Source organism: Pseudoxanthomonas sp. PXM02 (genome assembly GCF_014851805.1).
Taxonomy (GTDB): Bacteria; Pseudomonadota; Gammaproteobacteria; order Xanthomonadales; family Xanthomonadaceae; genus Pseudoxanthomonas_A.
Genome location: NZ_JACVAK010000001.1, coordinates 237,956 through 261,586 on the forward strand (window position 1 = coordinate 237,956; position 23,631 = coordinate 261,586).

The window sequence follows — 23,631 nt, forward strand, 5'->3', positions numbered from 1 at the left end:
CGCGGCACGCGGCCCTGCGGTCGAAACGTGCTGTGCGCAGCACTGAACCACCGGCGGATACACCATGCGGCTGCGCACGGATCGGCGGATGTCATCACGCGGTTTTCACAAGTCCGCGCGCCCGCTTTGTGCACGGAAATGCCGCATTTTCAAGGCTGTCAAAATTCTAAACTGGACGGTATAGTCTAGCCCCGATGCGCCCCTCCCCCGCCACTGCCGCGCCCGACCAGCGTCGCGCCCGCGTCCATCAGGCCGTGCGCGAGCTCATGTCCGAGCAGGGCTTCCGCATGAGCATGGACACGGTCGCGGCGCGCGCGGGCTGCTCGAAGCAGACGCTCTATGCGCATTTCGGCAGCAAGCAGGAACTGCTGCGCAGCGTGATCGCCGAGCACCAGGACCTGGCCACGGTACCGCTGTCGCCCGTGGTGGAAGATCCGCATGCCGCCCTGCTGGCGTTCGCGATGGAGCACCTGAGGCACCTCAACGATCCCATCATCGCGTCGACCAGCCGCCTGCTGGCCGCCGAAGCGCACCAATTTCCCGAAGAAGCCCGCGATCTCTTCCAGCAGGCCTGCGATACTCTGGTCCGGCGCCTCGCCACCTGGCTGCAGCACGCGATGGACCAGGGACGCCTGAGGCATGACGATCCGCACTACGCCGCGGAGCTGCTGCTCAGCATGATCGTGGGAATGGATTTCGAACGGCAGCGTTTCGGCGTGGCCCACCGCGCAGGCGACCGTGCGCGCCGCCGCTGGGCCGAGTTCGCCGTCGACACCTTCCTGCGGGCCTTCGCGCCCACCTCCGACGACGACGCATCGCCGCCCGCGCCCGCGGGTCGCCGCATCCGATCACCGCTTTCCTCTCCCACGTCTCCAAGAAAAAGAAACGGAGCTTCCCCATGACGTCCCCCATCCGTTCCCTCGCCCTGGCCAGCGCGCTGCTGGCGGTCCTCGCGGCCTGCAGCAAGCCCGAGCAGCAGCAGATGCCGCCGCCCGAAGTGGTGGTGCTCAACGCCACGCCGCAGGACGTGCCGCTGCAGCGTGACCTGGTGGGCCGCCTGTCGCCCTACCGCAGTTCGGACGTGCGCGCGCGCGTCGCCGGCGTCGTTCAGAAGCGCGTCTACCAGGAAGGCAGCGACGTCAAGGAAGGCCAGACCCTGTTCCTGATCGATCCCGCGCCACTGCAGGCCTCGCTCAGCGCGGCGCAGGCCAACCTGGCCTCCGCACAGGCCACTTACGCGAATGCCAAGGTGTCCGCGGACCGTGCGCGCCAGCTGGCCCCGCAGAAGTTCGTCTCCAAGTCGGACCTGGACAACGCGGAGGCCGCCGAACGCAGCGCCGCTGCCGCCGTCCAGCAGGCCCGCGCGAATGTCGAGACCGCGCGCATCAACCTGGGCTACGCCTCGGTCACCGCGCCGATTTCCGGCCGCGCCGGCAAGCAGCAGGTCACCGAAGGTGCACTGGTCGGCCAGGGTGACGCCACGCTGCTGACGACCATCGACCAGATCGACTCGCTGTACGCCAACTTCTCGATGAGCTCCAGCGAGCTGCAGACACTGCAGCAGGCGCAGGGCGACGGCAAGGTGCAGCTGGCCGGCGAAGGCCAGCGCACGGTGCAGGTGATCCTGCCGAACGGTCGGGCGATCGACCAGACCGGCACGCTCGACTTCTCCGATACCGTCGTCGACCCGGCCACGGGCAGCGTCTCGCTGCGCGCCACCGTGCCGAACGCCGACCGCACGCTGCTGCCGGGCACGTTCGTGACGCTGCGTGCCACCCTGGGCGAGCAGAAGGGTGCGTTCCTGATCCCGCAGGGCGCCGTCCAGCGCGACACCGTCAGCGCCTTCGCCATGGTGATCGGCAAGGACGGCAACGTCGTGCGCAAGAACATCACCACGCAGCAGGCGATCGGCGCCAACTGGCTGGTCACCGACGGCCTGGCCGCCGGCGACCAGGTCATCGTCGAAGGCCTGCAGAAGGTCAAGGAAGGCGCGCCAGCCAAGGGCGTGACCGCCGAGCAGGCCGCCGCCGCGAAGGCCGAACAGGCCAAGGCCGCGCCGGCGCAAGGCAAGGCCGAGTAAGTAAGGACCCGCCCCCATGCCCAAGTTCTTCATCAACCACCCGATCTTCGCCTGGGTCGTGTCGATCCTGATCTCGCTGGCCGGCGTGATCGCGATCCTCAACCTCGGCGTGGAGTCCTATCCCTCCATCGCGCCGCCGCAGGTGACGGTCAGTGCGACCTACCCCGGCGCTTCTGCCGAAACCACCGAGCGCTCGGTCACCCAGGTCATCGAGCAGCAGCTCACCGGTATCGACAACCTGCTGTACTTCAGCTCCAGCTCCAGTTCGTCCGGCCGCGCGTCGATCACGCTGACGTTCGAAACCGGCACCGATGCGGACATCGCCCAGGTGCAGGTGCAGAACAAGGTATCGCTGGCGACGCCACGCCTGCCCAGTGAAGTCACCGCGCAGGGCGTGGTGGTGGCCAAGGCCAACGCCGGCTTCCTGATGGTGGTGGGCCTGCAGTCCGACAACCCGAGCATCGACCGCAACCGCCTCAACGACATCGTCGCCTCGCGCGTGCTGGACCAGATCTCGCGCGTGCCGGGCGTCGGCAGCACCCAGCACTTCGGTTCCGAGTACGCCATGAACCTGTGGCTGGACCCGGGCAAACTGCAGGGCTACAACCTGTCGGCCACCGAAGTCCTGACCGCGGTGCGCGGCCAGAACGTGCAGTTCGCCGCCGGCTCGGTCGGCTCCGACCCTGCGCCTGAAGGACAGGCGTTCACCGCCACCGTATCGGCGGAGGGTCGCTTCACCTCGCCCGAGCAGTTCGAGCAGATCATCCTGCGCGCCAACAGCGACGGTTCGACCGTGCGCCTGAAGGACGTCGCGCGCGTCGAGTTCGGCGCGCAGAACTTCGGCTTCGACACCCAGTTCAACGGCAAGCCCGTCGGCGCCTTCGCCATCCAGCTGTTGCCGGGCGCCAACGCGTTGAACGTGGCCGAGGCCGTGCGCGCCAAGATGGACGAACTGCAGCCCAGCTTCCCGCCGGGCGTCAGCTGGTTCTCGCCGTACGACACCACCACCTTCGTCAAGATCTCGATCGAGGAAGTCGTCAAGACGCTGATCGAGGCGGTGATCCTGGTGTTCCTGGTGATGCTGGTGTTCCTGCAGAACTTCCGCGCCACCATCATCCCGACGCTGGTCATTCCCGTGGCCCTGCTGGGCACGTTCTGGGGCCTGAGCCTGATCGGCTTCACCATCAACCAGCTGACGATGTTCGCGCTGGTGCTGGCCATCGGCATCGTGGTCGACGACGCCATCGTGGTGATCGAGAACGTCGAGCGCATCATGGCGGAAGAGAAACTGCCGCCGCGCGAGGCGACCATCAAGGCGATGGGCCAGATCACCGGCGCCGTCATCGCGATCACCGTGGTGCTGGCGGCGGTGTTCATCCCGTCCGCGTTGCAGGGCGGCGCCTCGGGCGAAATCTACAAGCAGTTCGCACTGACCATCGCCATCTCGATGGCGTTCTCGGCGTTCCTGGCACTGGGCTTCACCCCGGCACTCTGCGCGACGTTCCTGAAGCAGCACGAGCACGACAGCCACGAGAAGAAGAACATCGTCTTCCGTACGTTCGAAAAGTACTACGGCAAGATCGAGAAGACCTACGTCGGCCACATCGGTGCGGCCATCAAGCACGCACCGCGCTGGATGATCGTGTTCGCGCTGCTGACGGTGCTGGCCGGCTTCATGTTCACCAAGCTGCCCAGCAGCTTCGTGCCCGAAGAAGACCAGGGGTATGCGCTGGCCATCGTGCAGCTGCCGCCGGGCAACTCGTTGCAGAAGACCAAGCAGGTGTTCACCCAGATCCGCGGCACGCTGCAGCAGATGGACGGCTTCGACAGCGTCATGGAAATCTCCGGCTTCAGCTTCCTCGGCCAGGGCGAAAACGTCGGCATGGCCTTCATCCGCCTGAAGCACTGGGACGAGCGCGATGTCACCGTGCCGGAGTTCATCCAGCAGGCCAACCAGCGCCTGTACGGCATCAAGGGTGCGCAGATCTTCGTGGTGAACCTGCCGACCATCCAGGGCCTTGGTCAGTTCGGCGGTTTCGACATGTGGCTGCAGGATCGTGCCGGCCTGGGCGAAGAGGCCCTGATGGCGGCGCGCAACCAGTTGCTCGGCGCGGCGGCGCAGGACAAGAGCCTGATGGCCGTGCGTCCCAACACGCTGGAAAACGCACCGCAGCTGCAGCTGCACGTGGACCGCGTGCAATCGCAGGCCATGGGCATGTCGCTCAGCGACATCTACAACGGCATCCAGCTGATGCTGGCACCGGTGTACGTCAACGACTTCTTCTATGAAGGCCGCATCAAGCGCGTGAACATGCGTGCCGACGCGCCCTACCGCACGGGCGCCGACTCGCTGGCACGCATCTACTCGCCCAGCAGCCAGCAGACCGACGCCAGCGGCGGCCGCGCGATGATTCCGCTGTCCAACGTCGTGCAGTCGTCGTGGGCCTCGGTGCCGCCGTCGCTGTCGCGCTACAACGGCTACTCGGCGGTCAACATCAACGGCTCCGCCGCGCCGGGCAGTTCGTCCGGCCAGGCCATGACGACCATGGAGAACATCGTCACCGACCAGCTGCCGCAGGGCTTCGGTTACGACTGGAGTGGCATGTCGTACCAGGAAATCCTGGCCGGCAACAGCGCCACGCTGCTGATGGTGCTGTCGATCGTGGTGGTGTTCCTCTGCCTGGCCGCGTTGTACGAGAGCTGGTCGATCCCGGTGGCGGTGCTGCTGGTGGTGCCCCTGGGCGCCCTGGGCGCACTGGCCTTCACCATGATGCGCGGCCTGTCGAACGACCTATTCTTCAAGATCGGCCTGATCACCATCATCGGCCTGGCCGCGAAGAACGCGATCCTGATCGTCGAGTTCGCCGTGATGGAGCGCAAGCAGGGCAAGACCCTGCGCGACGCGGTCATCACGGCCTCGCACCTGCGCTTCCGCCCGATCCTGATGACCTCGTTCGCCTTCATCATGGGCGTGCTGCCGATGGCGATCTCGAGCGGTGCGGGTGCCAACGCCCGCCATGCGATCGGCACCGGCGTGATCGGCGGCATGGTGTTCGCCACCTTCCTGGGCCTGCTGCTGATCCCGGTGTTCTTCGTGGCGGTCCGCCGCCTGCTGGGCGACAAGATGGACGAGCCGTCCAAGGAATACCTGCTGGAACAGGAGAATCCCGCGTCGCGCTGATCGCATTGAAGCGGATGTTCCCCGACAGCCCCGGCCAACGCCGGGGCTGTTTTCGTTTGAGGCGGTGCGCAGCGGGCTGCGCCAGAAGCGTAACAATCGTTTCGCAAGGTCCAAGGGCGCGCGGCCACGCTGAGGCCGGCATGTGCTCACCGATTCCGCCGGCATGCAAGGGCCGGTTCGCACTTCTAGCCTGTGTCTCAAACCGTGATAATCCTTTGCGACATGGTGTCGAGCCTGCCCCCGCCCGCTCGTCGCTCTCCCGACTCCCCCGCATCGAAGACACCCCGACCATGACACGGAAAGACCCTCACGCACGGAAAACGCCCTCCACCACCAAGCGCATGATCCTCATGCTGATCGCGGTCGCCGTGATCTTCGGTGGTGTGTTCGCCGTCAAGGCGATCATGAGCAAGGGCATGAACGATTTCTTCGACACCATGCCGCAGCCCGCTGCCGCGGTGACGGACTGGACCGCCAAGCAGGAGGAGTGGATCGACGCACAGCAGGCCGTCGGTACGTTCACCGCCATCAATGGCACCGACGTCACCACCGAAGCCGGCGGCGTCGTGCGCAGCCTGTCGATCGACGTCGGCAAGCCGGTCAAGGCCGGCACCGTGCTCGCCCAGCTCAACACCGCCAATGAGCTGGCCGTGTTGAAGGCGCTGGATGCGTCGGCCAAGCTGGCCGCGGTGCAACGCGACCGCTGGCAGGCGCTGGCGCGCGACAAGCTGGTGTCGCAGGCGGAAGCCGAAGAGCGCACGACGCAGGCCGCCACGACGCTCGCACAGGCGGAAGCGCAGCGCGCCCTGATCGCCCAGAAGACGATCCGCGCGCCGTTCGACGGCGTGCTGGGCATCCGCAAGGTCAACCTGGGCCAGTACCTCAACCCGGGCGATGCCATCGTCAGCCTGCAGGCGCTGGACCCGATCTACCTCGACTTCACGCTGCCCGAGCAGCGCGTGGGACAGGTCCTGCCCGGCGCGAAGATCCGCGCCACCGTCGACGCCCTGCCCGGTCAGGTGTTCGAAGGCGAGGTCACCGCGGTGGAGCCGCAGGTCGATCCGGCCACCCGCAATTTCAAGGTGCAGGCCACGCTGGACAACGGCGAGTACAACCTGCGCCCCGGCGCTTTTGCCCATGTCGGATTCGACACCGGCGACGCGCGCAAGGTCGTGGTCGTGCCGCAGACGGCGATCAGTTTCAACCCGTACGGCAACGCGGTGTATGTGATCCAGGAAGTGCAGCGCGCCGAAGGCGAGAAGGATATGCAGGGCAACGCGCTGACCGGCAAGAAGCTGATCGTGCGCCAGCGCTTCGTCAAGACCGGCGCCACCCGTGGCGACCTGATCGCGGTCACCGAAGGCCTCAAGCCCGGCGAGCGCGTGGCCACCAGCGGCCTGCTGAAGCTGCGCAACGATGCCGAAGTGACGGTCAACAACAAGGTGCAGCCGGTGACCGAGGCCCAGCCCAAGCCCGAAAACCGTTGACGGAGCGCCGGCATGAAATTCACCGACATCTTCATCAACAAACCGGTGCTGGCGATCGTCGTCAGCCTCTTCATCCTGCTGTTCGGCCTGCGCTCGTTCACCGAATTGAACGTGCGCCAGTACCCGGAACTGCGCAATGCCGTCATCAATATCAGCACCACGTACTACGGTGCGGACGCCGATCTGATCCAGGGCTTCATCACCACGCCACTGGAGCGTGAAGTCGCCAGCGCGGAAGGCATCGAGTATCTCAGCTCGACCAGCTCCGCCGGCGTCAGCGTCATCCAGGCCTACATCCGGCTTGACCAGGACCCGAACGAAGCGCTCACCCAGATCGCGGCCAAGGTCAACAAGATGCGCGGCCAGCTGCCGCCGGAATCGGAAGATCCGGTGATCGACCTGCAGCAGGGGCAGCAGATCGCGGCGATGTATGTGTCGTTCGCCAGCGAGACGCTCGACAACAACCAGATCACCGACTACCTGACCCGCGTGGTACAGCCCAAGCTGGTGACCGTGTCCGGCGTGCAGCGTGCCGACATCCTCGGTGCCGGCACGTTCGCGATGCGCGTGTGGTTGAAGCCGGACCGCATGACCGCCCTGCAGGTCACGGCCAGCGACGTGTCGACGGCGCTGTCGTCGAACAACGTGCTGGCGGCGGTGGGCTCGACCAAGGGCCAGATGGTCGCCATCGACATGACGGCACGCACGGACCTGCGCAATGCCGACGAGTTCCGGCAGCTGATCATCCGCGAGCAGAACGGCGCCATCGTCCGGCTCGGCGACGTCGCGGACGTACAACTGGGTTCGGAAAGCTACGGCACTTCGGTCCGCATCAACGGCGAGGCCGCCACGTTCATGGGCATCTTCGTATCCCCGGATGCGAACTCGCTGGACGTGATCAAGAACGTGCGTGCACTGTGGGACGGCGAGATCGTTCCGCAGCTGCCGGAAGGCATCAAGGCGACCATTCCCTACGACAGCACCGAGCAGATCCAAGACGCGATCGACGAGGTGGTCAGCACCATCGTGGAAGCCGTGATCATCGTGATCGTGGTGATCTTCCTGTTCCTGGGCTCGCTGCGCAGCGTGCTGATTCCGGCGGTGACAGTGCCGTTGTCGCTGGTCGGCGCGCTGTTCCTGATGCTGCTGATGGGCTTCACCATCAACCTGCTGACCCTGCTGGCGATGGTGCTGGCGATCGGCATCGTGGTCGACGACGCCATCATCGTGCTGGAGAACATCCACCGCCACATCGAAGAGGGCATGTCGCCGTACGACGCGGCGATCAAGGGCGCGCGCGAACTGGCCTGGCCGGTCGTGGCGATGACGACCACGCTGGTGGCCGTCTATCTGCCCATCGGCTTCCAGGGCGGCATGACCGGCGTGCTGTTCACCGAGTTCGCCTTCACGCTGGCCGGTTCGGTGCTGCTGTCGGGCGTGATCGCGCTGACGCTGACGCCGATGATGTGCGCCAAGATCCTCAGGCCGCACCACGAAGGCGGCAAGGGCAAGATGGAGAAGTGGCTGGACGAGCGTTTCGAAAAGCTCAATGCCGGCTATCAGCGCCGGCTGCACGGCACGATGGAGACCAAGTCGGTCGTCGGCGTGTTCGGCATCCTGGTGCTGGTCTCGTGCGCCTTCCTGTACATGACGGCCCCCAAGGAACCGGCGCCGCTGGAAGACGAAGGCTTCATCTTCTCTGTCGCCAGTGCGGACCCCTACTCCACGCTCGACTACGTGGAGCGCTACACGGAAGAAGTCACCTCGATCGCCAAGGGCGTGCCGGAAGTGCAGGACTACTTCCTGTTCAACGGTGGCTTCGGTGGCAGCGGCGGTGGCGCCAGCCCCAGCGCGATGGCGGGTTTCGTGCTGAAGCCGTGGAGCGAGCGTGATCGCTCGACCAACGCCGTGTTGCAGCAGGAGCTGCAACCGAAGATGAGCCAGGTGAGCGGCCTGAACATCTTCGCGCTGGTACCTCCCTCGCTGCCCAGCGCGGGCGGCGACGGTGGCGGTGGCGAGTTCGTCATCGGCGGCGTCGGCGAGCTGAGCCAGCTCGCCGAGCTGGCCGACCAGATCCTGATGAAGGCGATGGAGAGCAAGCGCTTCATCTTCCTGGACAAGGACCTGAAGATCGACAAACCGCGCATCGAGGTCAACATCGACCGCGAGAAGGCCGCAACGCTGGGTATCGACATGCGCACCCTGGCGGCCGACATGGCGGCGATGCTGTCCGGCGGCTACACCAACCGCTTCGCCATGCAGAACCGTTCGTACCTGGTGATCCCACAGGTGCAGCGCAGCGACCGCCTCAACGCCAGCGACCTGGAGAACTACTACACGCGTACCCGCGATGGCGAGCTGATCCCGTTGTCGACGCTGGTGACACTGAAGGAAAGTGCGCAGCCACAGTCGCTCAAGCGCTTCCAGCAGTTGAACGCCGTGTCGATCACGTTCGCACCGCGTCCCGGCGTCACCAAGGGCGAGGCACTGGCGATCCTCGACCAGGCGGCCAAGGACGTCCTGCCGCAGGGATACTCGGTGGACTATGCCGGTGAGTCACGCCAGTTCAAGCAGGAAGGCGCAGCGATGCTGGTGACGCTGGCGCTGGCCCTGATCGTCATCTTCCTGGTGTTGGCTGCGCAGTTCGAGAGCTTCCGCGATGCGACGATCATGCTGTTGACCGTGCCAATGGCGATCAGCGGTGCGTTGCTGACGGTCAACGTGCTGGCGATTCTCAGCGGCGTCCTGGGCATGATGCAGATCGAAGCCTTCCCCGGCATGAGCATCAACATCTACACCCAGGTCGGCCTGGTGACACTGGTCGGCGTGATCTCCAAGCACGGCATTCTGATCGTGGAGTTCGCCAACAAGCTGCAGATCGAGCGTGGCCTGTCCAAGCGCGAAGCGATCGAGGAAGCGGCGGCGATCCGCCTGCGTCCGGTACTGATGACCACGGCTGCGCTGGTGTTCGCGATGGTCCCGCTGCTGATCGCCAGCGGTCCGGGTGCGGCTTCGCGCTTCTCGATGGGCGTGGTGATCGCCTCGGGCATGACCATCGGTACGCTGTTCACGCTGTTCGTGCTGCCGGCGTTCTATCTGTACCTGGCTCGCGACCATGCGCATGATCGCGACCGAGAGAACGCGCCTCAGCACGACGGCAGTGATGGACTGCCGCCGGAGCCGGTCACCGGCCACTGACGCGCAGCTTGAACCGAAGAAACCCCGGCGCTGCCGGGGTTTCTTTTTTGTCTCGACGTAAGCCTTTCCACCCCTGCCCCTGTTCCAACGCCATGAGATCCGCCCGAAGCCGACTGCGTCCTTCAGGAGGGGCTTCGGTCACGAAGCTTCACGGCCGAACGGCGTCAAGGCTGAAGCTTTCTTACACGCAGCAAACCGCTCAAAGCGGCGCGTTGGCCGCCGGTGCGATGTAGGCCTGGCGTGCGGCGCGCACTTCGTCATGGTGATCGGACGCCCATTGCGCGAGCATTTCGATGCGCTCGAAGAAGGACGCCCCCAGAGCCGTCAGCGCGTAATCCACGCGTGGTGGCACCGTCGGGAACACCTCGCGTCGCACCAGCCCGTCCTGCTCCAGCCTGCGTAGCGTCTGTGCCAGCATCCGCGGCGAGATATCCGTGATGCGCTTGCGCACTTCGGTAAAACGCAGCGTGCCCCCGGCCAACTCGTGCAGCACCAGCACGGTCCAGCGGTCGCCGAGCCGGTCCAGGACGTCGCGGATGGGGCAGTTCTCGGTCAGGATCAGGGATTGACGGTGCAGCGTCATGGTCGACATCCGGGGCATGGTTACCCTGCGGTAACCGGGTTACTTCGCGCTCCCTGCTTGTTCCTGCGGAAGCCATTACTACCATAGGGTAACCAATGTCCTTTCCGTTACCAAACCAGGAGTTTCCATGAGCACCCCCTCCTCTCCCACCCTGCTGGTCACGGGTGCCTCCGGGCAGCTCGGTGGCGCGGTCGTCCGCCACCTGCTCGACACGCTGAAGGTCCCGGCCGAACGCCTCATCGTCACCACCCGCTCGCCCGACGGGCTTGCCGACCTGGCAGCGCGTGGCGTGACCGTGCGCGCCGCGGACTTCGACCAGCCCGACTCGCTGGTTGCCGCGTTCGCCGGCGCCGATCGTCTGCTGCTGGTCAGCACCGATGCGCTGATGGAGCCCGGCAAGCGACTGACGCAACATCGCGCCGCGGTGCAGGCCGCGGTGGACGCTGGCGTGAAGCACGTCGTTTACACCTCATTGCCGTCCGCCGACACATCGCATGTGTCGTTCGCGCCGGATCATTGGGGCACCGAGCAGGCGCTGTCGGCGTCGACCCTCGGCTGGACCATCCTGCGCAACGCCTGGTACTTCGAGAACCTCGCCTATTCCGTGCCGGGGGCGCTGACGTCCGGCGAATGGGCGACCGCCGCAGGAGAAGGTCGCATCGCCTATATCGCGCGTGATGATCTCGCCCGCGCTGCGGCCGCGGCGCTGGCATCCGATAGCAATGAAAACCAGGTCCTCACGCTGACTGGCGAACAGGCCTGGTCCGCGCGCGACGTCGCCAGCCGCGTGTCCGCTCTCACCGGCAAACCGCTTGCCGTCCTCGACATCACCCAGGAACAACTGATCGGTGGCCTGACGGCTCACGGTTTTCCGCCGGTGCTGGCCGACGTGTTCGCTTCGTTCGATGCGGCGACGGCAGCCGGCGACCTGGGCGCTGTTACCGACGACTACGCACGCCTGACCGGGCAGTCGCCGACGACGCTCGACGCCTGGCTGCAGGCGAACGTCGATTTGCTGACCAAGGCGCACTGACGCCGGAAACAAGAACCCCGGCACAAGGCCGGGGTTCTTGGCATCGCCAGCGGCCGAGAATCAGGCCTTGGCTTTTTCCTTTGCGATCCACTGGTCCACGCGACGCTCCAGCAGGTTCAGCGGCAGTGCGCCACCGCCGAGCACGGTGTCATGGAAGCCCTTGATGTCGAACTTGGCACCCAGCTCGGTTTCGGCCTTCTTGCGCAGCTCCTGGATCTTGATCATGCCGATCTTGTAGGCCGTGGCCTGGCCCGGCATGATCAGGTAGCGCTTGATCTCGGACTCGATCGCCGCACGCGGCACGGCGCTGTTGTCATCGAAGTACTCGACGGCCTGCTGCTCGGTCCAGCCCTTGGCATGCAGGCCCGTGTCGACCACCAGGCGGATGGCGCGCCACATTTCCGAGCTCAGTCGACCGTATTCCGAATACGGATCCTGGTAGGTGCCCGGCATTTCCTTGGCCAGCCACTCGGAATACAGACCCCAGCCTTCCGCATAGGCGGTGACGCCGTACTGCGTGCGGAACTTCGGCACGCCGGTCAGCTCCTGCGCGATGGAGATCTGCATGTGGTGGCCCGGCAGGCCCTCGTGGTACGCGATCACCTCAAGCTCGGTCTTCGGCATGGCGTTCATGTCGGACAGATGCGCGTAGTACACGCCCGGACGCGAACCGTCCGGCGTACCCGGGTAGTAATGCTGGGCGGCGCCGTCCTGCTCGCGGAACGGCTCCACGCGCTTGACCACCAGGTCGGCCTTCGGCAGCAAGCCGAAGTACTCCGGCAGCACCTTCTTGATGTTGTCGATGGCGCGGGTGGCGTCGTCGATATAGGCCTGGCGGCCGGCGTCGGTGTTGGGGTACTTGAACTGCTTGTCGGTGTCGATGAAAGCGAAGAACGCATCCAGGTCGCCCTTGAAGCCGACCTTGTCCTTCAGCGCGGTCATCTCGCCCCGGAGGCGCTCGACTTCCTTCAGGCCGAGCGCATGAATCTCATCGGCGGTCATGCCGGTGGTGGTCATCTGGCGCAGCTGATACTCGTAGTACGCCTTGCCGTTCGGATGCGTGGTGCCAACGCCGGTGGCGTTGACGGCCGCCTTCGGCAGCTCTTCCTCGCTCCACGCGATCACGCCGTCGTAGGCCGGCTTGAACTGCTCCAGCAGCGCCTTGCGCGCTTCATCCTTCAGCGCGGTGGCGCGGGCGGCGTCGATCTTGCCGGCCTTGACCAGCCCGTCGGCCTTGGCCTGCGCGTCGGCCCAGATCGCCGAATCGGCGCCGGCGGAGAAGGGTGCGCCGGCCACGACCTTCTTCGCCTGGTCGATCACGCCCTCATAGGCGAACTTCGGCGGACGGATCCCCTGCGCCGCGGAAGCGCGGGCGCGCACCAGCAGCTGGTCGAACGCACGCTGCGTGGCCTTCAGACGGGCGATGTAGGCGGTGTAGTCGGCTTCTTCGTCGACCTTGTGGAAGCTGATCAGGAAGGTCGGCCAGAAGCCCTGGGCACCGTTCATCTGGTCGAACGCGTAGCCGTCCTGCATGAACGGCAGGCCGTCGCGTGCGTTCTCGTACTGCAGTTTCCACAGGTCGTAGGAGAACTTGGTTTCGTCATCGAGCTTGGCGTAGTCGAAGGACTTCTCCATTTCCTCGACGCTGGCCTTCTGCCACGCGACCTGGTCGCGCGAGGCCTGCTCGGACATGTCGTCGACCTGGTCGTACAGGTCCTTGCGGCCCTGGAAGGTCAGCTGGATCGGGCTGAACTTCAGTTGCTCCTCGTACTTCTTCTCGAACCACTCGTTCAGCCGCTTGCTCTCGGCGGCGATGTCGGTGGCGGACGCCGCCGGGGTGGCCGTATCGGCAGCGGTGCCGGCGGCCGGGGCATTGCCTTTGTCGCAGGCGGCCAGGGCCAGCGTGAGGGCACAGACGATCAGGGTTTTGCGCATCGGGGTCTCCAGGAGGAAAACGGGGGACGGACCCCCGCATCAGGCCACTCTAACGGAGCGGTCCCGCGCCCGTCCCATGACCAAAGATGGGGGCGGAACCCGGACGCCGGACAAGGAAAAGGCGCCGTCCCGAAGGACGGCGCCTCATGTCCGCACCACGCCTCAGCGCAGGCCGGTTTCGTTGCGGGCGATGACCAGGCGCTGGATCTCGCTGGTGCCCTCGTAGATCTCGGTGATCTTGGCGTCGCGGAAGTAACGCTCGATCGGCATTTCCTTCGAGTAGCCCATGCCGCCATGGATCTGCAGTGCCTGGTGGGTGATCCACATGGCGGCCTCGGAGGCGGTGAGCTTGGCGATGGCGGCCTCATTGCTGAAGCGCTGGTCCTGGCCCTTCACCCATGCGGCACGCAGCGTCAACAGCGTGGCTGCGTCCAGCTTGCACTTCATGTCGGCGATCTTGGCCTGGGTCATCTGGAACGTGCCGATGGGCGCACCGAAGGCCTTGCGCTCCTTCACGTAAGCGATCGTGGCCTCGTAGGCGGCACGGGCGATGCCGATCGCCTGCGAAGCGATGCCGATGCGACCGGCGTCCAGCACGCTCATCGCGATCTTGAAGCCTTCGCCTTCGCTGCCCAGCACGTCCCCGGCGGGCGCCACGTAATCGGTGAACTCGATCTCGCACGTTGCCGACGCGCGGATGCCCAACTTCGGCTCGGTCTTGCCGCGGTGGAAGCCGGCCTTCTCGGTGTCGATCATGAAGGCGGTGATGCCGCGCGCGCCCTTGTCGGGTTCGCTCATCGCGAACAGCACGATGTACTTCGCCACCGGACCGGAGGTAATCCAGCTCTTCTTGCCGTTGATGACGAAGCTGCCGTCGGCCTGCTTCACGGCGCGGCAACGCATCGCGGTGGCGTCGGAGCCGGACTGCGGCTCGGTCAGCGCGAACGCACCGATCTCGCGGCCTTCGGCGATGGCACGCACGTAGAGCTGCTTCTGGTCCTCGGTGCCGAACTTCAGGATGCCGTTGCAGAACAGCGAGTTGTTCACCGACACGATGGTGGAATGCGCGGCGTCCGCAGCGGCGATCTCGATCATCGCCAGCACGTAGGCGATCGGGTCCATGCCCGCGCCGCCGTATTCGGCCGGCACCTCGATGCCCATCAGGCCGTTCTCGCCGAGCAGGCGGATGTTGTCCAGCGGGAATTCGCCGGTCCGGTCGTGGTGTTCGGCGCTGGGGCCGATCTTTTCCTGGGCGATCCGGCGCGCGACGTCCTGGATCATCAACTGCTCTTCGGTGAATGCGAAATCCACGGGTACCCTCGACTGACGTGTTAGATACCAATTGTAACCCGCGACCATCCGCGGGCGTATGCCGTGGGTTGACCGTGGCGGGGTCGAGTCTTCAAAATATCTCTATATCGCGATAGGAAGATATTCATGGATCTGGAGGCCTGGTCGACCCGGCTGAAAGTGTTCGCCGACGCCACCCGCGTGCGCCTGCTGGCGCTGCTGGCGCGCGAGGAACTGACGGTCGCCGAGCTGTCGGCGATCACCCAGCTGGCCCAGCCGCGGGTGTCGACCCACCTGGCCAAGCTGAAGGAAGCCGGCCTGGTGCGCGATCGCCGCGCCGGGGTGTCGGCCTACTACCGCTTCGACGAAGACAACCTGGACACGGTGCAGCGCGAGTTGTGGCGCAGCCTGCGCGATGGCAGCGACGACCCGCTGTTGCGCCAGGACGCCGAACGCATCAATGGTGTACTGGCCAATCGCGCGGCGGACCAGAACTGGGCAGACAGCGTGGCCGGCGACATGGAGCGGCATTACTCGCCCGGACGCACGTGGGAAGCACTGGCCCGCACCGCCCTGCCCCTGCTGGAGACTGGCGACGTCCTGGACATCGCCTCCGGTGACGGCGTGCTCGCGGAGCTGTTGTCGCCGCATTCGAAGCGCTACGTCTGCATCGATACCAGCACGCGCGTCGTGGCCGCCGCCGGCGAACGCCTGCGCCGCTTCCCGAACGTGGAAGTACGTGAGGGCGATATGCATGCCCTGCCGTTCAAGGACGGCAGCTTCGACCTGGTCGTGCTGATGCACGCCCTTACCTACTCGGCCAAGCCCGGCCAGGCGGTCGCGGAAGCCGCGCGGGTGCTGCGCCGGGGTGGCCGCCTGCTGCTCAGCAGCCTCGGCAAGCACGAACACAAGGCCGTCGTCGAAGCCTACAGCCACGTCAACCTGGGTTTCTCGGAAAAGGAACTGCGCAAGTTCGCCGAGAAGGCCGGGCTGGAGATCGCCAACGCCGAAACCGTTACCCGCGAGCGGCGCCCGCCCCATTTCGAAGTGCTTTCGCTCACGGCCATCAAGCGATGAAGACTCTACCTTGGCTGAACCCCGCGCGCTCCACCCTGCTGCTCGACGCGTTGAAGCAGCGGATCCTGATCATCGACGGCGCCATGGGCACGATGATCCAGAAGCACGGGCTGCAGGAAGCCGACTATCGCGGCACGCGGTTCGCCGATGGCTGCGATGCCGAGCATGCGCACACGCATGGCCCCGGTTGCGACCACGACCTGAAGGGCAACAACGACCTGTTGCTGCTGACGAAGCCCGAGGTCATCGCCGGCGTGCATACGGCCTATCTCGACGCGGGCGCCGACCTGATCGAGACCAACACCTTCAACGCCACCTCGGTCAGTCAGGCCGACTATCACCTGGAGCATCTCGTCTACGAGCTCAACAAGGCCGGCGCCCGCGTCGCGCGTGACTGCTGCGACCTCGCCGAAGCGCGTACGCCGGACAAGCCGCGCTTCGTCATCGGCGTGCTGGGACCGACCAGCCGCACCGCGTCGATTAGTCCCGACGTCAACGATCCGGGCTACCGCAATACCAGCTTCGACGAACTGCGCACCACGTACCGGGAGGCCATCGAAGGCCTGATCGACGGCGGCGCGGACACGCTGATGGTGGAGACCATCTTCGACACGCTCAATGCGAAAGCCGCGCTGTACGCGATCGAGGAAGTGTTCGACGCGCGCGGTGCGCGCCTGCCCATCATGATCTCGGGCACCATCACCGATGCCTCCGGCCGCACGCTGTCGGGCCAGACAGCCGAGGCGTTCTACACCTCCGTCGCGCACAGCCGGCCCTTGTCGGTTGGCTTGAACTGCGCACTCGGCGCGAAGGACCTGCGTGAACATGTCGACACGCTGGCCACCGTCGCCGATGCCTATGTCAGTGCGCATCCCAACGCGGGCCTGCCCAACGCGTTCGGCGAGTACGACGAGACGCCCGAGGAAATGGCGGCCACGCTGAAGGAATTCGCCCAGTCCGGGCTGCTGAACCTGGTCGGCGGTTGCTGCGGCACCACGCCGGCGCACATCAAGGCTATTGCCGAAGCCGTGGCCAACCTGCCGCCGCGCCGCCTGCCCGTGCAGCTGGAGCAGGCCGCGTGACCATCGCTTCCCGCCATACGCGCCTGTCCGGCCTGGAGCCGCTGGTCCTCACGCCCGACCTGCTGTTCGTCAACGTCGGCGAGCGCACCAACGTCACCGGCAGCGCGCAGTTCCGCAAGCTGATCAAGGAAGAGCGCTACGAGGAAGCTGTCGAGGTCGCCCGCCAGCAGGTCGCCAACGGCGCGCAGATCCTCGACGTCAACATGGACGAGGGCCTGATCGATTCCGAGAAGGCGATGCACCGCTTCCTCAACCTGATCGCGTCCGAGCCCGACATCGCCCGCATCCCGGTGATGGTCGACTCCTCGAAGTGGAGCGTGATCGAGGCCGGTCTGAAATGCCTGCAGGGCAAAGGCGTGGTCAACTCGATTTCGCTGAAGGAAGGCGAGGAAGCCTTCATCGACCATGCCCGCAAGGTGCTGCGCTATGGCGCGGCAGCGGTGGTCATGGCGTTCGACGAGACGGGCCAGGCGGATACCTGCGCGCGCAAGGTCGAGATCTGCACGCGCGCGTACCGCATCCTGACCGAAGAGGTCGGCTTCCCGCCGGAAGACATCATCTTCGACCCCAACATCTTCGCGGTGGCGACCGGCATCGAGGAGCACGACAACTATGCCGTCGACTTCATCGAGGCGACCCGCATCATCAAGCAGACGCTGCCGCACTGCCATGTCTCCGGCGGCGTCTCGAACGTGTCGTTCTCGTTCCGCGGCAACGAGCCCGTGCGCGCCGCGATCCACTCCGTCTTCCTGTACCACGCCATCCAGGCCGGCATGGACATGGGCATCGTCAACGCGGGCGGCCTGCCGGTCTATGACGACCTGGATGCCGACCTGCGCGAGCGCGTGGAGGACGTCGTCCTCAACCGTCGCAAGGATGCCACCGAACGACTGCTGGAGATCGCCGACCGCTACAAGGGCAAGAAAGGCGAAGCCCCGGTCGAGAACCTCGCCTGGCGCGAGAAGCCGGTAAGCGAGCGTCTGGCACACGCACTGGTGCATGGCATCGATGCCTTCGTCGACCAGGACACCGAGGAAGCCCGCCAGCAGGCCACGCGTCCGCTGGACGTGATCGAGGGTCCGCTGATGGACGGCATGAACGTGGTCGGCGACCTGTTCGGTGCCGGCAAGATGTTCCTGCCGCAGGTGGTCAAGTCCGCGCGGGTGATGAAGAAGGCCGTGGCCTATCTGCTGCCCTTCATCGAAGCGGAGAAGCTCCGGACCGGCGACGTGGGCAAGTCGAACGGCAAGATCGTCATGGCGACCGTCAAGGGCGACGTGCACGACATCGGCAAGAACATCGTCGGCGTGGTGCTGGCCTGCAACAACTTTGACGTCGTCGACCTGGGCGTCATGGTGCCCACGCAGAAGATCCTCGATACCGCCCGTGCCGAGAACGCCGACCTGATCGGCCTGTCGGGCCTGATCACGCCGTCGCTGGAGGAAATGACCCACGTCGCCCGCGAGATGCAGCGCCAAGGCTTCGAGATGCCGCTGCTGATCGGCGGCGCCACCACGTCGCGCGCGCACACGGCGCTGAAGATCGACCCCCACTACACCGCACCGACCGTCTGGGTGAAGGACGCGTCGCGCGCCGTGGGTGTCGCCCAGTCGCTGATCTCGCGCGACATGCGCGATGCGTTCGTCGCGGCAAACGATGCCGACTACGCGGAGATCCGCGAACGCCACAAGAATCGCGGCGACGCCAAGCGTCTGGTTTCGCTGGAGAAAGCGCGCGGACAAAAGTTCGAGGGAGGCTGGGATACCTACGTGCCGCCTGCACCGAACCAGCCCGGACTGCACGTGTTCGACGACTACCCGCTGGCGGAACTGGTCGACTGCATCGACTGGACGCCGTTCTTCAACGCGTGGGAGCTGTTCGGCAAGTACCCTGCGATCCTGACCGACGACGTGGTCGGCCCGCAGGCCAGTGAGCTGTATCGCGACGCACGCGCCATGCTGGCAAAGATCGTCGACCAGAAATGGCTCACCGCGAAGGCGGTGTTCGGCCTGTGGCCCGCCAACAGCATCGGCGACGATGTTGAACTTCAGGTCGACGGTCGCAGCGAACGCCTGCACTTCCTGCGCCAGCAGGTCGACAAGCCGGTCGAGCGCCCCGACTTCTGCCTGGCCGACTTCATCGCGCCGAAGGCGTCCGGCAAGCAGGACTGGATCGGCATGTTCGCGGTCACGGCGGGCATCGGCATCGACGCGCACGTCGCGCGCTTCGAGGCCGACCACGACGACTACAACGCGATCCTGCTGAAGGCCCTGGCAGACCGCCTCGCCGAGGCGCTGGCCGAGCGCCTGCACCAGCGCGTACGCAAGGAGTTCTGGGGCTATGTGGCGGACGAGTCGCTGGACAACGAAGACCTGATCGCCGAGCAGTATGTCGGTGTCCGTCCTGCGCCCGGCTATCCCGCCTGCCCGGAGCACAGCGAGAAAGGCACGCTGTTCCGCCTGCTGGATGCCGGCCGCAATGCCGACATGTCGCTGACGGAGAGCTTCGCGATGCTGCCGACCGCCGCGGTGTCGGGCTATTACTTCAGCCATCCGCAGAGCCAGTACTTCGTCGTTGGCCGTGTGTCGAAGGAGCAGGCGGCGGACTACGCCAAGCGCAAGGGCGTGGAACTGGCGCAGGTGGAACGCTGGCTCGCGTCGAACCTGGATTACGACCCCGAGTAACCGACGTTTGCAGGATGGCAGCGTCATGGCACGGGGGCTAAGCTGACCGTCCCCCACCCCTGGAGTCGCCATGCGCTGCCGAACGATCCTGCCGGGTCTTGCCATCGCCCTCTCTTCCTTCTCCGCACTGGCCGTCGATACGGTGGTCCTGCAGAACGCCAGGGTCTTCGATGGCCGTGAAGACCTCGGCGTCGTCGACATCGTCGTGGAAGGCGGACGCATCGCCCACGTCGGCGACGCGGGCGATCCGAAGTGGCGTGATGCGCGCCGCATCGATTACACGGGCAAGCACGTGCTGCCCGGCCTTGTCAGCAACCACTCGCACGTCGGCAATACCGAGGGGCTCGAGCACGGCGATCGTTTCTACACGCGCGACAACGTCGTGCGGGATCTTCGCCAGTTCCAGCGCTACGGCGTGACGACGGTGACGTCGCTGGGCATGAATGGCGAGGCATTCACGGCTATCCGCGACGAAATCTCTAACGATGCCACGCTGGGTGCGCAGCTTTATGGCGCCGGCGCGGGTATCGGCGCGGTGGCCGGTGCGCCGCCGGCACAGATCATGGGGCTGGCCAATGATCCAGTCGCCCGTCCCGCCACCCCCGATCAAGCACGTGCGGCGGTGCGCTCTCAGAAGGACTCAGGGGTGGACCTGATCAAACTCTGGGTCGATGACCTGGACGGTCGTTTCCCGATGATGGCACCGGCGATCTACCGCGCCGCCATCGACGAAGCGCACCGCGTCGACCTGCGGGTGGCGGCGCACATCCACGACCATGCCCAGGCGGCCGACCTGGTGGACGCCGGCGTGGACATCATCGCCCACGGCATCCGCGACGAGGCCGTCTCGCCGGCGTTGGCCAAGGCGATGAAAGACGAGGGCGTCTGGTATATCCCGACCGTGAGCATCGACGAAGCCAATTACCTGTACGCGGAGAATCCCGCATGGCTTGCGACACCGTTCCTGCGCAACGCGTTGCCGGCAGCGGTCGCGGCGCGGTGGAGCGATCCGGATTGGCAGTCGCAGCAACTGGCCGGCGCCAACATCCCCGGCGCACGCAAGGCGGTGGAGACGAACCTGCGCAACCTGCGCACACTGCACGAGGCTGGCGTCAGCATCGGCTTCGGTACCGACGCCGGCGCGATGCCGCAACGCGTGATCGGTTTCGCCGAACATCGCGAACTCGAACTGATGACGATGGCCGGCTTCACGCCGGCACAGGCGCTGGCGGTCGCCACCTCGGACGCCGCTCGCCTGCAGGGTCTCGACGATCGTGGCCTCGTTGCGACGGGCAAGCGGGCCGACCTGCTGGTGCTGGATGCCGATCCGCTGCAGGACATCCTCAACACGCGTCGCATCCACGCGGTCTGGCAGGCCGGTCGGCAGGTGTCGGATGGTCCTTCGGACGATGCGCACGCGCCATGATCGATACGCCGGAACGTGAGCCGCCCCGCGGTCGATGACATGAATCCCGCCTCTCCCGCAGCGGCTCCGTATCCGGCAGCACGCCTGTCCAGCTTCTACTTCTTCTACTACGCGGTGCTCGGCGCGTTCACGCCGTACTGGAGCCTGTATCTCGAGTCGCGCGGCCTCGGCGTGGCCGCCATCAGCGTGCTGATGAGCCTGTGGTATGCCACGCGCATCGTGTCGCCCAGCCTCTGGACGACCCTGGCCGCGCGCTCCGCGCGCCCCATCCGCTGGCTGCATGCGGGGTGTGCGCTGGCCATGGGGTGTTTCGCGTTCTTCCTGCTGCCGCTGGAACACGCGGGACTGTTCGCGGTGATGCTGGGTTTCTGCTTCACCTACAACGCGGTGATGCCGCAGTTCGAATCAATCACGATGTCGCACCTCGGTGCACGCAGTGACCGTTACGGCCTGATCCGCGTGTGGGGCTCGATCGGCTTCATTGTCGTCGTCGCTTCCTTCGGCTGGCTGATCGACGAGCGGCGCTTCGGCGTTGGCGCCCTGCCCTGGCTGATGCTGCCCGTTCTGGTGGGCGTGCTGGGTTCGGCGCTGGCCAATCGCTACGCCCACGACCCGAGCGTACCGGCGCAGGAAGCCGACGGAGGCTTCCGCGCGCGGCTGCGGCAACCGCAGGTGATCGCCTTCTTCGTCGCTGCGTTCCTCACCCAGATCTCGTTCGGTCCGTTCTACACGTTCTTTTCGATCTACCTGTCCGAGCACGGCTATCCGACCGCGACGCAGGGCGTGCTGTGGACGGTCGGCGTGCTGGCGGAGATCGGCGTGTTCTTCCTGTCCAGTCGTATCTTCCGTCGTTGGGACGCCAGCCGGGTACTGATGGTGGCGTTGCTCAGCGCGTCGCTGCGCTGGCTGGTCACCGCGCTGTTCCCCGACAACACCCCGGTCATGGTGATCGCGCAGCTGACGCACGCGCTGAACTTCGGCGCTTTCTTCGCGGCGGCCATGCAGTTGCTGGTGCGCTTCTTCCCGGGACGGATGAACGGCCACGGGCAAGGCGTCTTCTACGGCCTGTCTTCGGGTGTCGGCGGCGTCTGTGGCGCGCTGCTCGCAGGCCAGCTGTGGCGCGTCGGCGGTGAAGCCGCCTTCCTCTGTTCCTCCGTGATCGCGCTGGCAGCCGCCTTCATCGTATGGCGGTGGCTGGTGAGGAGTCCGACACCCGCCTAAGGACGTGCGTCTCCATGCAAGCGGTCCAGCAAACGACGGATCTCGGTCGCGGCAGGGATGGGCGCCATCTGGAAAAGGAAATGCGGCGCATCGACCACCGCGTGGTGCGCGGTGCGTGCCCATCGCAGGACTTCACGACCCGCTCGCGGCCAGACAAGCCTGTCCCGCCTGGCCTGCAGATACAGCAGCGGCATCTGCAGCGAGGCCAGTTCGCGGGTGACGTCCACACGCAGCGCGGCCAGCGCGCGCTGGCGCATCACCTGGAACGGCAGGGTGGCCACGATCGCTTCGAACTCGGCGCGCAAGGGCGGCGGCAGTCCGCTGCCAGCAAGCAGGTGTTCTAGTGCGAACAAGGGGGGAGCGACGGCGGGCAGCCGCTGCAGCAGCGCGGCCGCAGCTCCGCTCAGCGGCAAGGGAGGACGGACGAAGCTCGCCGCCATCACCAGCGCACGAATGCGTTCGGGATAACGATGGGCGAGCAAGACACCCAGCGGCCCCGCGAAGGATTCCGTTACCAGCACCACATCGCGATGCCGTTCAAGCGCAGGCGCGAGCGCATCGGCAAGCGCCGGGTAGTCGTGGAACCGCGTGCTGTCGTAAGCCAGTACCTCGATGTCGGCATCGGCCGACAACGCATCTTCCAATGGGGCGTAGAGACGCCCGGTGCCGTCCAGGCCCGGCAACAGGCAGAGCCGTGGCCGGGCGGACGTCGTCACCACACCAGGTCGTCAGGCACCTGGTACTGGGGGTCGGCGTAGGGATCGTCTGCGGCCGGTGCGTCCGGATCGACTTTCAGCGCGACAGCCTGGGGGAAGATGGACTCCGCTTCGGCGAGTACGGCCGACGTCACCAGCAGGTAGCGGCCGTTCTGCTGCACCACGCCCAGCTCGCCCGCATTCAGGGCTTTCAGCTGTTCCGCATTGACGTAGATGCGCTTGATCTTGCCGCCGTAGGGGAAGTGCCGCGCGACATCCGCATCGGCATCGTTGAGCGCCTTGTCTTTGAGGAAGGCATCGAGCTTTGCCTTGGCCTCGCGACGCACGCGCGCCTCTTCCTGCTTCACGCGCTCGGCCTCGATGCGCTCGTCCTTCTCGCGCTGGGCGCGGATCGCATAGGCCTTGGCCAGGTCGATGTCTTCCTGGCTGCGCTTGGGCTTCGGCTTTGCGTTGCCCTGCGGCGGGCGCGGCTTCCCGCCCTGCCCCGGCTTCGGGTGTGCGCCGCCCTTGCCCGCCGGCTTGTGGGCATCGCGGCGCGGATCGGGACGACGTTCGGGTTTGCGCTCGGGCTTGGGTGCAGGCTTGAAGCCCAGGCCCAGGAGCTGGTCTCGGAGTGAATCGGTCATCGGTCTTTCAAG

General features: G+C 66.0%; 16 protein-coding genes. 11 read left to right on the top strand and 5 right to left on the bottom strand.

Going from position 1 to position 23,631, the window contains the following annotated elements:
* Positions 1-194 precede the first annotated feature (194 nt).
* The 5 genes from IB225_RS01030 to IB225_RS01050 all read left to right on the top strand — a co-directional run bounded on the left by IB225_RS01030 (position 195) and on the right by IB225_RS01050 (position 9,946).
* The gene (locus IB225_RS01030) at positions 195-902 is read left to right on the top strand and encodes a TetR/AcrR family transcriptional regulator (RefSeq protein WP_192308907.1); all 708 of its coding nucleotides are present in this window, start codon (positions 195-197) and stop codon (positions 900-902) included.
* Positions 899-2,080: an efflux RND transporter periplasmic adaptor subunit gene (locus IB225_RS01035; protein ID WP_192308909.1), complete on the top strand. Its 1,182-nt coding sequence runs from the start codon at positions 899-901 to the stop codon at positions 2,078-2,080. Before IB225_RS01030 ends, IB225_RS01035 begins: the two co-directional genes overlap by 4 nt.
* A gap of 16 nt (positions 2,081-2,096) precedes the next feature.
* Positions 2,097-5,261, top strand: coding sequence for an efflux RND transporter permease subunit (locus IB225_RS01040; RefSeq protein WP_192308911.1), 3,165 nt, complete (start codon positions 2,097-2,099; stop codon positions 5,259-5,261).
* A gap of 341 nt (positions 5,262-5,602) precedes the next feature.
* A complete protein-coding gene (locus IB225_RS01045) occupies positions 5,603-6,748 on the top strand; it encodes an efflux RND transporter periplasmic adaptor subunit (protein WP_225583163.1) in 1,146 nt (381 codons plus the stop codon).
* Between the two features lie 12 nt (positions 6,749-6,760).
* Entirely contained in the window at positions 6,761-9,946 is a 3,186-nt protein-coding gene (locus IB225_RS01050; protein WP_192308916.1) for an efflux RND transporter permease subunit, read from the top strand.
* A 199-nt stretch (positions 9,947-10,145) separates the two neighbouring features.
* On the opposite strand, the gene IB225_RS01055 is transcribed toward IB225_RS01050, so the two are convergent.
* A complete protein-coding gene (locus IB225_RS01055; protein WP_192308918.1) occupies positions 10,146-10,529 on the bottom strand; it encodes a helix-turn-helix domain-containing protein in 384 nt (127 codons plus the stop codon).
* 127 nt (positions 10,530-10,656) lie between these two features.
* Here IB225_RS01055 and IB225_RS01060 point away from each other — a divergent pair, with 127 nt between their 5' ends.
* Complete coding sequence (locus IB225_RS01060; protein ID WP_192308920.1) at positions 10,657-11,562, top strand: SDR family oxidoreductase; 906 nt, start codon at positions 10,657-10,659, stop codon at positions 11,560-11,562.
* Between the two features lie 60 nt (positions 11,563-11,622).
* Here the strand turns inward: IB225_RS01060 and IB225_RS01065 are convergent, their stop codons facing one another.
* Complete coding sequence (locus IB225_RS01065; protein ID WP_192308922.1) at positions 11,623-13,497, bottom strand: DUF885 domain-containing protein; 1,875 nt, start codon at positions 13,495-13,497, stop codon at positions 11,623-11,625.
* A 162-nt stretch (positions 13,498-13,659) separates the two neighbouring features.
* Positions 13,660-14,808 (bottom strand): acyl-CoA dehydrogenase family protein, encoded by a 1,149-nt coding sequence (locus IB225_RS01070; RefSeq protein ID WP_192308924.1) that lies wholly within the window; start codon positions 14,806-14,808, stop codon positions 13,660-13,662.
* A 126-nt stretch (positions 14,809-14,934) separates the two neighbouring features.
* Here IB225_RS01070 and IB225_RS01075 point away from each other — a divergent pair, with 126 nt between their 5' ends.
* The 5 genes from IB225_RS01075 to IB225_RS01095 all read left to right on the top strand — a co-directional run bounded on the left by IB225_RS01075 (position 14,935) and on the right by IB225_RS01095 (position 22,277).
* Positions 14,935-15,864: a metalloregulator ArsR/SmtB family transcription factor gene (locus tag IB225_RS01075; RefSeq protein ID WP_192308927.1), complete on the top strand. Its 930-nt coding sequence runs from the start codon at positions 14,935-14,937 to the stop codon at positions 15,862-15,864.
* Positions 15,861-16,946 (top strand): homocysteine S-methyltransferase family protein, encoded by a 1,086-nt coding sequence (locus IB225_RS01080; RefSeq protein ID WP_192308929.1) that lies wholly within the window; start codon positions 15,861-15,863, stop codon positions 16,944-16,946. The genes IB225_RS01075 and IB225_RS01080 overlap by 4 nt, the downstream gene beginning before the upstream one ends.
* Before the next feature lie 2 nt (positions 16,947-16,948).
* Positions 16,949-19,630, top strand: a complete 2,682-nt coding sequence (gene metH, locus IB225_RS01085; RefSeq protein WP_192310807.1) for a methionine synthase — start codon at positions 16,949-16,951, stop codon at positions 19,628-19,630.
* A gap of 70 nt (positions 19,631-19,700) precedes the next feature.
* Positions 19,701-21,056: an amidohydrolase family protein gene (locus IB225_RS01090; RefSeq protein ID WP_192308931.1), complete on the top strand. Its 1,356-nt coding sequence runs from the start codon at positions 19,701-19,703 to the stop codon at positions 21,054-21,056.
* 39 nt (positions 21,057-21,095) lie between these two features.
* Positions 21,096-22,277, top strand: coding sequence for an MFS transporter (locus IB225_RS01095; RefSeq protein ID WP_192310808.1), 1,182 nt, complete (start codon positions 21,096-21,098; stop codon positions 22,275-22,277).
* On the opposite strand, the gene IB225_RS01100 is transcribed toward IB225_RS01095, so the two are convergent.
* Together IB225_RS01100 and IB225_RS01105 are read right to left on the bottom strand one after the other, a co-directional pair.
* Positions 22,274-22,993 (bottom strand): alpha/beta hydrolase, encoded by a 720-nt coding sequence (locus IB225_RS01100; protein WP_192308933.1) that lies wholly within the window; start codon positions 22,991-22,993, stop codon positions 22,274-22,276. The genes IB225_RS01095 and IB225_RS01100 overlap by 4 nt on opposite strands.
* A complete protein-coding gene (locus IB225_RS01105; protein ID WP_192308935.1) occupies positions 22,990-23,619 on the bottom strand; it encodes a DUF2058 family protein in 630 nt (209 codons plus the stop codon). Before IB225_RS01105 ends, IB225_RS01100 begins: the two co-directional genes overlap by 4 nt.
* Positions 23,620-23,631 lie beyond the last annotated feature (12 nt).